Below are 11,087 nucleotides of genomic sequence, written 5' to 3' on the forward strand. Positions count from 1 at the left end.
CCAATCGATCGAACCAGTGTACCTCCCCGAGGTTCGGCACACGACCGACCTCCAGGAGTACACCTACCCCTATGAGTACTACGCGGCAGGCCCGTCACGAGTAACAGCCGAGGACGGCATCCACCGCTGCGTCCATTGTGACACGAGCGGCATTGATGAGACGTACACCTACTGTTCAAACTGCGGGGCCGTCGCCTGCTCCAGCCACACCAAAACGGAGCGGCTGGAAGGCGAACCGGTCTGTACGGGCTGTGCGGTGACGGAACGGTTCTCGCTGAAGAAGAAGTACTTCTACGACGAGGAGAATCTCGAAGCGTTCCGCGAGGAGTACGCCTCGATGCCGCTTCACGAGAAGGCGATGGAGAACAAGTGGCTGGCCGGGGGAAGCGTTGTCGCGACGCTGCTGGTCGTCGTCGGACTACTCGTCATCGGCGGCATCATCTGAGCGGGCTAAGCGTTCACGCCGGCTCAGCGACCAGCTCTTCGAGCGCGTGCTCAAGCGGGCCGTGGAACTGCCAACTGGCCCGCTCGAAGGCTTCCTCGGTCGGACCATCCCACCGGGGGAACGCGGAATGACCACTCACCTTGACCGTCCACTCGGATGACTCCTCGAACGGGTTCCGGGTCGGGAGTTCGACGACGTAGAGGTACTCCTCGTCGCCGTGAATGCCGTCGGCTGGATTCTCGACGCCGTGTCCGAGCAGGAACATCGGCTGGTCGAGATGCTCCATATTGTCCGGGTCGAGGAGATCCGCTGGCTGTGCTGCGTCGATCGTTCGCTCTGGGTCACCATCCAGATACAGGTCAACTGTCGAGAGCTTGTCGAGGAAGACGAACGACGCTGCCGTATACCCCGGTCCTCGCTCGGCACGGGTCGCGTTGAGAAGTTCCTTCAACTGCGCAAGATCGCGAAGCACGCTCTCCGGGTAGCCGTCCGAATGTCGATACACTTGCGCGACGCGGTCGTTATCGGTTTGTTCGCCGTCCTGGTCCACTCGTTCGACGAATCTGAGTTGACTCCGTGTCGACATCGATCATCGCCGGCACGTGTGCGCCGGCACCCATCGCCGGCGCCAGAAAAACAGTCACTGACGCGAACCATCGAGCCCGCCCGCGAACCCTCAGCTCCTGTCTTAGTCGCCAGTGAAGGCTTCGAGTGTCTCTTCAGTTACTCCTGAGCGTGAATGGATCGTGACGAAATCGTCCTCCTTGATCAACGTCTCTCCCGTTGGGGTGATGGTCCCCTCGTCACGGTTGATTCGGACGACAAGCACATCGGAGGGGATGAGCTCCTCTTCGTTCGCTTCTTGGAGCGTTTTCCCGGCGATTGGAGCCTCCTCTCGCACGATGATTTCGACGACATCGGCGTCGCCCGCAAGCCCCGCGACGCCGGTCACTGGTGAGGCTCCTTCTTCGTCACGGGGCCCGAATGGGGCGTACGGGCGGAAGTATTCTCTGTGAACTAGGTCCTCGTCGTCGATCTCGATTCCGAGTGACGTGATTCCTTGCGCAATACGCGTGAGGTCATCGGTATCCGTCCCGACGACCGTAATCCGGAGGTCGCCTTTTCCGGACATGATCTCTCGGACGTTGATCACGCCTGGGATATCGAGAACGCGCTGGGCCATCTCCTCGCGGTCCCGATTCCCTGTACTACAGACGTAGTGATTGGTTAGCCTCCCACCGACCTTTTGATAATCGATGTCGGCGTGGTAGCCTCGAATCACCCCTTCTTTCTCGAGGCGTCGGATTCGGTTTCGCACCGTCGGTGCCGAGACGTCGACTTTCTCTGCGATATCCGGGGCAGAGGTGTGACGGGCCTCCTGGGACAGATAATACAGGATTTGCTCGTCGACTGAATCGATTTGAACGGGCATATTTATACGACGCGATTGACTCCACAGGCTCTTTTATATTATCGTTACGTGACTGTTTGAGTTCTCGGTGGACGTTCTTATTGCGCCCCTCTGTATCTTCCCTTAAACTACGAAAATTCTGTGGGAGAGGCTCTAAGGCCGCTACAGAACGAATGGAAAACAAACTACGCAGATACTACGCCATCGTTTGCTAATACCGAGATTATTTATTGGTTCGCAATATGGCTTCGTATATGACTTCAGAGACCACCTTCAGCGCGCCAGCAACCAGTGTGAATTCGCTGAGTGATTCGGGGAAGCGAACGGTCCGTCGGAATCCCTGTCGGAGATCCGGATTCAAACGATTTCCGTCGGATCCCTCGACTGAATGGGCACGCAAACCGGATGACTTCGCAGCTCCCCCCAGACGGAGGTAAGACGATGGGGAACTCGAATGGAGAGCCCACGCCACCGGACGATCTCTCTGAGGCGTTGATTCAGCGGATCGACGCGCTGGAGCTCCCGGAATTGAAATCCCTCCTGTCGTACGTCGAGCAGCGCATCGACGCGCTCCGAACGCCGATCGAAGAAGAAATCGAGGCGAACGCGGCAGGGGAGGTCCTCAACATCGAGAATCACGGTGCATACGCCATCGTCCGAAAGCACCCACCTGATCCGGATGATGACGGCGTGAATACGGAGATCACCTCCCTCTATCACGTCCGACGGGAGCCACAAATCGACGGCACGGAATCGCTCCACTGGGCGTATCTCGGGGACGTCCACAATAACGCGCAGACCCGGTGTGAAAGCTGCGGACGAACGCTCGACGATGATGTCGATACCTGCCCGCATTGTGGCAGCGACGACGTCGACCATTCTGACACGGAGGAATAAGATATGCCAGAGTCACTCACAGCGCATCTCGTCGTTCCGGTTGCGAACGAAGCGGATGCACGAGAAACCGCACGGGCACTTGACGCGTACGAATATGACCGCGTAACTGTCGTTCACGTCATCGAGAAAGGGGAGGGAGTTCCCGACAAGATTCCCGTCGAACAGGCCGAGCAACGAGCAGCGGACGCGTTCGCGGCGTTTCGAGAACTCATTCCCGAAGCCGAGACGGAAACTGCCTACCGTCGGGACGTGGTCGGCGCCATCATCGACATCGCGGCTGATGTGGACGCCAGCGCGATTGCCTTCCGCCCCCGAGGCGGGAGCCGGATCGTCAAATTCCTGTCCGGAGACACAGCGTTGAAGCTGGTCACCGACGCTGACCGCCCAGTCATCGCACTCCCAGACGAGGACGATACCGAATGATGGTCGATACAGCACGAGTTCTCACGCCCGGAGCGACGGCCACGACGGAGGTGACTGTCGATGAGTGAAACCGATCAGGAGCTCGCCCGCGACCTCGGTTTCCTCGAGGCGTACACGATCGGCCTGGGAACGATGATCGGAGCGGGGATTTTCGTCCTCCCGAGCATCGCTGCCCAGCAAGCAGGTCCGGCCAGTATGATTTCGTTTTTCGCCGGTGGGATCGTCTCGTTGCTGGCCGCGCTCTCCCTCTCGGAGCTGGCGACGGGGATGCCGAAGGCTGGCGGGAGCTACTACTACGTCAATCGCGCCCTCGGGCCATTCTTCGGGAGTATCGTCGGCTGGGGGATGTGGGCCGGACTCACCTTCGCGTCGGCGTTCTACATGATCGGCTTCGGTCAGTATCTCCTCCCCGGCCTCGGCCAGTACATTGGCTTCCTCGCTGGCTGGGGGCAGCTCGGAATTACTGTTGCTGCCCTCGTGATGGCGGCGCTCCTGACCGCGGTCAACTACTACGGAGTCAAGGAGACCGGCTCGCTGCAGAACGTCATCGTCCTCACGCTCGTCGGCCTCATCGTCGCGTTCCTCGCGCTGGGCTTCATCAGTGGCCCGACCATCGGAGAGTTCAACCCGAACGGATGGCCGGCGGTCGCAGCGACGATCGGGACGGTGTACGTGACGTTCATCGGGTTTGAGGTAATCGCGACCAGCGCCGAGGAGATCAAGAACCCGAGTCGAAACCTCCCGCTCGCGATGATCGCGTCGGTAGTGACGCCGACGCTGATGTACGTCGGTGTGATGTTCGTCTCGACGGGCACCCTGTCGATAGACGCGCTCGCGACCTCCGAGGTCCCGGTTGCCGACGTTGCAACCGAATTCATGGGGTCGATAGGTGCGCTCGCGATGATCGTCGGTGCGGTCCTCGCGACAGTCTCGAGTGCGAACGCGAGCATCCTGTCGGCCGCCCGGGTCAACTTCGCGATGGGCCGAGACCGGATTCTCGTCAACTGGCTCAACGAAGTCCACGAACGCTTCCGAACGCCCTACCGGGCCATCTCGGCGACGGGGATCATCACACTCGTGCTGATCGCCATCGGCGTCGGGATCGGGACGCTCGCCGAGGTGGCGAGCTTCATGTACCTCGTCACGTACGCCCTCGTGCACGTCACTGTCGTTGTGTTGCGCCGGGCGAATCCGGAGGCGTACGACCCGGCGTTCCAGATTCCGTCGGTCCTGTATCCGGTCGTCCCGGTTGTCGGGATGCTGGCGTGTTTGGCCGTCCTCTTCCAGATGTCGGTTGAGTTCGTCCCGACTGTCGTCACGTTCGGGCCGGTCGAACTCGCCCTGCCCGTTACGCCGACACCGGTCGGTGCGATCGGGACGGTACTCGTCGCCTTCGGCATCGCCTGGTACTACCTCTACGCGCGGGACCGAGCCCTGAGCGAGAGTCTCGTCGGCGAGGCGATTGCGCCCGAACCGACGGCGGTCGCCAACGGTGACGACCGCTACCGTGTGGTGGTTCCGGTTGCGAATCCGGAAACGGAGCAAGACTTGCTCCGGATGGCCGCGGCCAGCGCGCATGCCCACGAAGACGAGAACGCCGAGGTCATCGCGGTGAACGTCATCGAGGTTCCCCGCCAGACGTCGCTCTCGCAGGATCTCGAATTCGAAGAGGAGCGGGTCGAACGGCAGCAGGAACTGCTGGACTCCGCTCGCGATATCGCCGCCGACCTCGATATCGGCCTGCAGACGCGGGCGATCGTCGGTCGCAATGCTGGCTCAGTCATTCTGGATGTCATCGAGGAGGAGAACGCCGATCACGTCCTCCTCGGCTGGCAAGGAACCCGAAGTCGTCGAGAGCACGTCCTCGGATCCACAATCGATCCCGTCATCGGACGCGCACCCTGTGATGCGACGCTCGTGAAACTCGGCTCCGAAGGTGAGCGTGGTGAGGGTGACATCATGGTTCTCGCCGGACGGGGTCCACACGCGCCGATTGCGGCCCGGCGAGCGTCGGAGTTCGTCGCAGCGGCCGACGACGCCTCGCTGACGCTGCTCAACGTACAGTCGCCGGAAACCGATACTGATGATGAGGGCTCCCCCACCGAGCGCGGTGAAGCGGTAATCGAGGAGCTAGCTGAACGCGCAGGAATTCAATATATGTCCTACGAGACCGAGATCAGAGTTGCTGAGGATACCGAACAGACGATTCTGGAAGCGGCGGCGGAATACGATACAGTCTGCGTTGGGGCGACTCGCTCCGGCGCGATTTCACAGGCTGTGTTCGGGTCGCTCCCGGAGACGATCGGCGAAGAAGTAGACAAGACGGTCGTGATGGCTCGCGGACCGGAGGAGTCGGCGATGTCGGTCCGTGAAGCGCTCCTGCGGCGACTGGAGGTGTAACCTATATGTACCTCATCATCATCGGCGCCGGCGACATCGGCACGCCACTCATCGATATTGCGACCAAGTCCGGCAACGAAGTCGTCGTCATCGAACGCGACGAAACCCGAGCGAATCGAGCGGCCGACGAGTTCGACTGTCTGGTGCTGAACGCCGATGCGACGTCGAAGGACACGTTAGACGATGCAGGGGCAGCCCAAGCTGATGCGCTCATCTCGACGACCGACCAGGACGCGACGAACGTGATGACCTGCCTGCTCGCGAAAGAGTTCGAGGTGCCCGCGATCCTCTCGGTCGTCCACAATCCCGAGCACATGGGGCTGTTCGAGCAGATCGGTGTGAACACGATGCAGAATCCCCAGCAACTCATCGCCGAGTACCTGTACCGCGCCGTGGCACGGCCGGCGATTGTCGACTATATGCGGATCGGGGACGATGCTGAAGTGTTCGAGATCACGGTCACTGACGAGGCACCAATCGCGGGGAAGACACTCAAGGAGGCTGCCCAATCGGGGCTGCTCACCGACGAGATGCTCGTCGTGGCGATCGAACGGAACGAAAACGACCACCCGATAACCCCGCGCGGTGAAACGACGATTCAGGCGGGCGATCTGCTAACTGTCTACTCCGGCGTCGGTGCGGACCCGGAGATTACGGACATCTTTGGCCACTATGAAGACCGGGAGGAGTGAGGTGTCCATGATTTCGTCCTGGCAGCGCGCGAGCCAGCTACCAGTCATCACAGGGAACGTATGAACGGGGCTGTCGCAACCGTTGGGCGGGACCTCGGACGCATTCTGGAAGCGCTCGGTGGGTTGATGCTCATCTCGCTCGTCGTGCCGATCGTCTGGGGCGAGTACTTCGCGCTCCCGGCGCTACTGGTCTCTGCCCTCGTTCCGCTCGGCATCGGGTGGGTGCTCTACCGACGATTCGAGGGGGCGGAAGCTCCCGGTCGGTTCCACGGGATGATCGTTGCCGCGTCAGGGTGGTTCTCGGTGGGCATCTTCGGCTCGCTGCCGTTCCTCCTGATTGCGTGGAGCGTCCAGCTCGGCGTGCCTGGATTCTCAACGCCGGCGCAGACGGCGACGCTCGCGGCGTTCACCGAGCCGTTGAACGCCATCTTCGAGAGTATGAGCGGCTTCACCGGGACGGGTCTCACGATGACCGACAACGAAGAGGTGCTGCCGAGGACGCTGCAGTGGTGGCGGACGTTCTCCGAATGGGTTGGCGGCGTCGGCGTGATTGTCCTGACGACGGCGATTCTTTCACGCCCCGGGAGTGGCTCGTTGACGCTCTACGAGAGTGAGGCTCGCTCGAAGAAGATCCACCCGAGCATCGTCTCGACAGTACGGACGATCTGGTGGATCTTCATCCTGTTCACGTTCGGGTCGATTCTCGCCCTGTGGCTGGCAGGGATGCCAATCTGGGGGGCGATCAACCACGGGATGACGGGGCTCGCGACAGGCGGGTTCTCGATTACGGACAACTCGATTGCGACCTACGACAGCGTCGCAATTGACTTCGTATTGATTCCGATCATGCTACTCGGGAGCATCGCGTTCCCGGTCCATTACCTCATCCTCCAGGGCGACCTCCGGAACTTCTACTCGGATCTCCAGACGCGCTGGGTGTTCGGTTATATGGGCATCGGATCGGCGTTGTTGTGGGCGTTCCTCTACTTCGCCGGCCCCTACGAGACGCCGTTTGCGGCCCTTCGGTACGGGCTGTTTCAGTTCGTCTCGGCAGCCACCTGTACCGGCTTCCAGACGGCCGTCGACGCGACGAACGTCGCGCTCGGCCGGTGGCCGTCGTACGCCCAGCTCACGGTCACCTTCGGAATGTTCGTCGGCGGGGCAGCGGGATCGACGGCGGGCGGTATCAAGCTCATTCGGGGCCTGACGCTCGTGAAGGGGATTCGCCACCAGATTGCGGACGTGTTCTACCCCGAGAGTGCAGTGCGTCGGCTGGAAATCAACAATCGGCGACTCAACGAGGAAGAGGCGAGTCGCGAATTTATGGAGGCCGCGATCATCGTCGTCCTCTGGAGTACGTTCCTCGTTTTGGGGACGTTCCTCCTGTTACTCACACTGCCGTCGGGGGAGTATTCGCTCGCGAACGTCCTCTTCGAGGTCGCCAGCGCCCAGGGGAACGTGGGCCTTTCGTCGGGGATTACCGGTCCTGACTCGCTGCCCACGATCGGGAAAATCGCTTTCCTCTTCCACATGTGGATCGGCCGGCTGGAGATCATCCCGGTCCTCGTGATGCTCCGAACGATCTTCAAGCGCGGAGGGGTCTACCGATGAAATCGCGTGACATCCCCTTTGTGTCTGCCGTGTTGGAGGCAGGGGCGGACGACCGGGTTTTCGACTCACTACTGCTCACCGGGCCGCTCGTCATCGGGCTGGTCGTCGTTCTCGGGCGGTCGCTCGTCACCGAGGCAGTCGCGATAGCCTATATCGCCGCATTCGTCGGGCACACGCTGTATCGAGGCGTTCGAACATAATCTCCAGTATGGGATGTCAACCGAGATTCCACCGAAATCGAGGCGCGCTCGATTAGCGGGGTTCCTCGAGCGATGGTTCCGCTGGGGTGCCATCTGGGGAACTCGGGGGATGCTCATTAGCGCAGTCCCTTTCTTAGGGTACATCGTAATTGGCGGTGTTCTGACCCTCGTCGAGAGCCGATGGGCACCAGAGAATTTCCTCTCGATGACGGCCGATCCCGGATTCGTGCTGACTGGGACGCTCGTCTGCCTGTTCATCGTCGAGGCTACGGCGTCGTTCATCCTGTACTATTTGCTCACAGGATTTGAAAACGAACGGTCGCAGTTTGTCCTCTTAATGAGCTACATCGGGCTCGGGTTCGGTGGGGCCGCCCTACGAGTGTTTATCCCGTCCTGTATTGCGTTTCTGACGAGCTGGCTCTGACCCAGTGCTTCGGGTATTTCTACCTTTTCGATCCCTGAGGAGATCAGGCCAGATGAGAGATTTCCTCGGGTTCCTCGACGTCGTCGAACTCGCCGCGCTCGACAGGCTCCCAGTCCTCACTCGGCTCCGGACTCCACCAGTCGACCTCGTAGGCGCCCGGTGCGCCGAAGATTTTCACGCGCGCCGACCCATCAGGCAGGTCGCGTCGCAGTTTTTCGTCGATGTGGAGGTTCCAGGTCGTGTCGGTATCGAAGCAGGCGAGCACGGCCTCCTCGTACCCGCGCGTCTCTCGGGATTCTTTGAGTTCGACCTGGGTGTTGCAGTTCTTGCAGAACACCCCCTCGAAGGGGATGTGAGTGAAGACCTCCTGCCCGCAGACGGGACACCAGAGGAACTCGAACAGTGCCTCACTGTGTCGGTCAAGTACTTCGAGACTCATTTGTTGACTCACCCGGTCGTCCCGGGCCACCACCTCGTGCCCGGCCGAAAAACAGCGGCCAGCGGGGATCCACCCGCTCACCGTTCGGCGCCGTGAACTGTCTCGAGATCAGTCCTCGAGACTTCCCGTGGATTAGTCGGACACTCCCGCGACGCCATCGGTCTGATAGCCTCGAACGGCGTCGTGGGTCACGGTCGGGGCGTCCACGGCCCCCGATGCCTGCCGTCGCACCGTCCGCACAGTGGGAAGGCTGTTGAGAGCAGGCACAGTCCACTCTTGATGCTCTTCGATACCTTTCACGGCGATATTCACGCTTGCACTCCGGTCGGCGTGGTCTTGATGCGAACAGGACTGGCACTTGAACCGCTTCTTGTGACGGTTCGATCGTTCTGTATGGCCGCACATCGGACAGCATTGACTCGTGTATTCGGGATTGATCCAAGCCGTCGGAATACCCGCGAATGCTGCCTTGTAGGACGTGTAGTGCTGAAGCCCGTGGAACGGGAGGCGGTGCAAGCGTCGGTTCATCCGGCATCCGTAGTCGAGGCCGTCGCGCATCTCTTTGAGGTCTTCAAAGACGATGCACGGCTTCTCGAACTGCCGGCTCCACTCGACGATATGACGGCTCACTTTGTGGAGTCGGTCGCGGACAAACCGTTCCTCACGTCCTTCCAACGTGTCGTGGATGCTGTCCTTCCCCGCGTTCTGCACGCGCTTCCGCATCGTGAAATAGCGATGGCGCTTGAACTTGATGTCCGGAAATTCGATAACGACTGTGTCCTCGACACTGCCCTTGGAGAGTGCAGTCAGCGCCACATTGTCCTCGTTGACATCCACGCCAACTACTGTCCGTGAATTTTCCTTGTCTCGAACGGTCCCCTCGGAGCTAGTTACGTTGACGTGCAGCTCGGCGTTGCCGTTTCGGAACAGGGCTTCTGCCGTTCCAATCGTCCATGCATCGCTTTCGAGTGCGGTCTTGAGAATGTCGAGATGAGCGTCGTCACCATCGAGGACGCCCTTGACGTGCTTGTAGGGCTTCGCGCTGATCCGGAACGCCACGTCGCCGTCGTCGGTAAGGAACAAGTTGTACCCCTCCTCGTAGTTCGCCCGGAGCGGGTACGTTCCGTCTTTGGTGTGGCTGGGTTTGTTGTAGTCGTCATACTCGTAGTAGTTCTCCATCGCACCGAGTGCTTTGGCGACGATGCGCTGTATCGTGTTTTTCACGAGGTTGGCGTCGTCGGCCACACGATCGGGGATGGCGTCCCAATCCACACCTTCCTTGGCGAGTCGGATAGATTGGTTGTATACCGACCTCGCTTCGAGGGTGGCGTCGTACAGCAGGCTCTCATTATCGCTCTGGATGTCGAGCTGGAAGTCCAGCGTCTTGATGAGAGCCTGTGAATCAGTCATTCTTCGTCTTGTTCGGTTGGTTCTGAGGTACGGACGACTTTCACGTCAGCCCCACGCCAGCGTTTGGGGACGGTGACGTGGGCGCTGTTCCCGAACTCCTTGACTTGGCCGTCGAGAACTTCCTCGCCGTCGATTTGAAATCGATTCACCATACCTGTGTATATCCTTTGGATATACTTAATTGGATCGGTGGCTGATCCTCCATATAAGTGAGAAGCGTACGAACCACGCACAGCCGTTCCTTAACGGAACGTACGGCCTTCACTCTCGGAGTCAAGCCCTGAGTTACGGCGTACTCCGCCCGTAGACGATGCGTGAGGGGGCTTCGTACCCACAGTCTGGGCAGTCGTACCATCGCTGGATTTTCGCCCCGTCTGCTGCCTTCTCGCCGACGCGAACGTCGTTGTTCGGACACTCCGGGCAGCTGAGGTCCGGGACCGGCCGCTCCCGGAGTTCGTCACGGAACGACGTCGCGTCCTTCGTCTCGTACCCCTGCGACCACACCGGATAGCCGTCGACGAGGATTGCCTCACGCCATTTGTACCGGTAGGAGTCCGGGGCTCGATGCAGGACGGCTCGCGCACCGGTCTCGGTGTTCCGATACGCGAGCGTCGGCGAGCGGCTCTCGCGTCGCCAGTTGGTGATGCGAGGCATTATTCAGAAGTGGACGTCAGCGGGCACGATCCAGAGCTCTTCACTTTCTTCGAGGAGTCGATCCAGCTGTCCACGGTGGCG

General features: G+C 60.5%; 13 protein-coding genes and 1 pseudogene. 8 read left to right on the forward strand and 6 right to left on the reverse strand.

Going from position 1 to position 11,087, the window contains the following annotated elements; all coding sequences use genetic code 11:
- Positions 1-445, forward strand: a pseudogene (locus FJT57_RS17110) (restriction endonuclease); the annotation flags it as partial.
- Positions 446-458: 13 nt separating this feature from the next.
- Here FJT57_RS17110 and FJT57_RS15770 read toward each other — a convergent pair.
- Together FJT57_RS15770 and FJT57_RS15775 are read right to left on the reverse strand one after the other, a co-directional pair.
- A complete protein-coding gene (locus FJT57_RS15770) occupies positions 459-1,031 on the reverse strand; it encodes a hypothetical protein (protein WP_144906797.1) in 573 nt (190 codons plus the stop codon).
- A gap of 102 nt (positions 1,032-1,133) precedes the next feature.
- The gene (locus tag FJT57_RS15775; RefSeq protein WP_095637910.1) at positions 1,134-1,877 is read right to left on the reverse strand and encodes an Lrp/AsnC family transcriptional regulator; all 744 of its coding nucleotides are present in this window, start codon (positions 1,875-1,877) and stop codon (positions 1,134-1,136) included.
- Positions 1,878-2,297: 420 nt separating this feature from the next.
- On the opposite strand from FJT57_RS15775, the gene FJT57_RS15780 reads away from it, so the two are divergent.
- The 7 genes from FJT57_RS15780 to FJT57_RS15810 all read left to right on the forward strand — a co-directional run bounded on the left by FJT57_RS15780 (position 2,298) and on the right by FJT57_RS15810 (position 8,503).
- A complete protein-coding gene (locus FJT57_RS15780; protein WP_144906799.1) occupies positions 2,298-2,753 on the forward strand; it encodes a zinc-ribbon domain-containing protein in 456 nt (151 codons plus the stop codon).
- Between the two features lie 3 nt (positions 2,754-2,756).
- Positions 2,757-3,176, forward strand: coding sequence for a universal stress protein (locus FJT57_RS15785; RefSeq protein ID WP_144906800.1), 420 nt, complete (start codon positions 2,757-2,759; stop codon positions 3,174-3,176).
- Positions 3,177-3,236: 60 nt separating this feature from the next.
- Entirely contained in the window at positions 3,237-5,576 is a 2,340-nt protein-coding gene (locus tag FJT57_RS15790) for an amino acid permease (protein ID WP_144906802.1), read from the forward strand.
- 5 nt (positions 5,577-5,581) lie between these two features.
- A complete protein-coding gene (locus FJT57_RS15795; protein ID WP_144906805.1) occupies positions 5,582-6,268 on the forward strand; it encodes a potassium channel family protein in 687 nt (228 codons plus the stop codon).
- 60 nt (positions 6,269-6,328) lie between these two features.
- A complete protein-coding gene (locus FJT57_RS15800) occupies positions 6,329-7,879 on the forward strand; it encodes a TrkH family potassium uptake protein (protein ID WP_144906807.1) in 1,551 nt (516 codons plus the stop codon).
- Positions 7,876-8,079 (forward strand): hypothetical protein, encoded by a 204-nt coding sequence (locus FJT57_RS15805; RefSeq protein WP_144906809.1) that lies wholly within the window; start codon positions 7,876-7,878, stop codon positions 8,077-8,079. The genes FJT57_RS15800 and FJT57_RS15805 overlap by 4 nt, the downstream gene beginning before the upstream one ends.
- A 205-nt stretch (positions 8,080-8,284) precedes the next feature.
- Positions 8,285-8,503, forward strand: coding sequence for a hypothetical protein (locus FJT57_RS15810; protein ID WP_144049561.1), 219 nt, complete (start codon positions 8,285-8,287; stop codon positions 8,501-8,503).
- Positions 8,504-8,546: 43 nt separating this feature from the next.
- Here the strand turns inward: FJT57_RS15810 and FJT57_RS15815 are convergent, their stop codons facing one another.
- The 4 genes from FJT57_RS15815 to FJT57_RS15830 all read right to left on the reverse strand — a co-directional run bounded on the left by FJT57_RS15815 (position 8,547) and on the right by FJT57_RS15830 (position 11,006).
- A complete protein-coding gene (locus tag FJT57_RS15815) occupies positions 8,547-8,942 on the reverse strand; it encodes a DUF7567 family protein (protein ID WP_144906811.1) in 396 nt (131 codons plus the stop codon).
- Between the two features lie 132 nt (positions 8,943-9,074).
- Positions 9,075-10,352 carry an RNA-guided endonuclease InsQ/TnpB family protein gene (locus FJT57_RS15820; protein WP_144906813.1) on the reverse strand — a complete coding sequence of 426 codons (1,278 nt, stop codon included), beginning with the start codon at positions 10,350-10,352 and terminating at the stop codon, positions 9,075-9,077.
- On the reverse strand, positions 10,349-10,504 hold the full coding sequence (locus tag FJT57_RS15825) for a DUF2080 family transposase-associated protein (protein WP_144906815.1): 156 nt from the start codon (positions 10,502-10,504) through the stop codon (positions 10,349-10,351). Before FJT57_RS15825 ends, FJT57_RS15820 begins: the two co-directional genes overlap by 4 nt.
- A 133-nt stretch (positions 10,505-10,637) precedes the next feature.
- Positions 10,638-11,006, reverse strand: a complete 369-nt coding sequence (locus FJT57_RS15830) for a DUF7568 family protein (protein WP_144906816.1) — start codon at positions 11,004-11,006, stop codon at positions 10,638-10,640.
- Between the last annotated feature and the right edge of the window lie 81 nt (positions 11,007-11,087).

The sequence above is a fragment of the Halobellus captivus genome (assembly GCF_007655485.1).
GTDB classification, from domain to species: Archaea; Halobacteriota; Halobacteria; order Halobacteriales; family Haloferacaceae; genus Haloquadratum; species Haloquadratum captivum.

What these genes read in the sequence shown, in the direction of transcription:
- FJT57_RS15770 (WP_144906797.1), bottom strand. Translation starts at nt 1,031, where the DNA reads ATGTCGACACGGAGTCAACTCAGATTCGTCGAACGAGTGGACCAGGAC.
- FJT57_RS15775 (WP_095637910.1), bottom strand. Translation starts at nt 1,877, where the DNA reads ATGCCCGTTCAAATCGATTCAGTCGACGAGCAAATCCTGTATTATCTG.
- FJT57_RS15780 (WP_144906799.1), top strand. Translation starts at nt 2,298, where the DNA reads ATGGGGAACTCGAATGGAGAGCCCACGCCACCGGACGATCTCTCTGAG.
- FJT57_RS15785 (WP_144906800.1), top strand. Translation starts at nt 2,757, where the DNA reads ATGCCAGAGTCACTCACAGCGCATCTCGTCGTTCCGGTTGCGAACGAA.
- FJT57_RS15790 (WP_144906802.1), top strand. Translation starts at nt 3,237, where the DNA reads ATGAGTGAAACCGATCAGGAGCTCGCCCGCGACCTCGGTTTCCTCGAG.
- FJT57_RS15795 (WP_144906805.1), top strand. Translation starts at nt 5,582, where the DNA reads ATGTACCTCATCATCATCGGCGCCGGCGACATCGGCACGCCACTCATC.
- FJT57_RS15800 (WP_144906807.1), top strand. Translation starts at nt 6,329, where the DNA reads ATGAACGGGGCTGTCGCAACCGTTGGGCGGGACCTCGGACGCATTCTG.
- FJT57_RS15805 (WP_144906809.1), top strand. Translation starts at nt 7,876, where the DNA reads ATGAAATCGCGTGACATCCCCTTTGTGTCTGCCGTGTTGGAGGCAGGG.
- FJT57_RS15810 (WP_144049561.1), top strand. Translation starts at nt 8,285, where the DNA reads ATGACGGCCGATCCCGGATTCGTGCTGACTGGGACGCTCGTCTGCCTG.
- FJT57_RS15815 (WP_144906811.1), bottom strand. Translation starts at nt 8,942, where the DNA reads ATGAGTCTCGAAGTACTTGACCGACACAGTGAGGCACTGTTCGAGTTC.
- FJT57_RS15820 (WP_144906813.1), bottom strand. Translation starts at nt 10,352, where the DNA reads ATGACTGATTCACAGGCTCTCATCAAGACGCTGGACTTCCAGCTCGAC.
- FJT57_RS15825 (WP_144906815.1), bottom strand. Translation starts at nt 10,504, where the DNA reads ATGGTGAATCGATTTCAAATCGACGGCGAGGAAGTTCTCGACGGCCAA.
- FJT57_RS15830 (WP_144906816.1), bottom strand. Translation starts at nt 11,006, where the DNA reads ATGCCTCGCATCACCAACTGGCGACGCGAGAGCCGCTCGCCGACGCTC.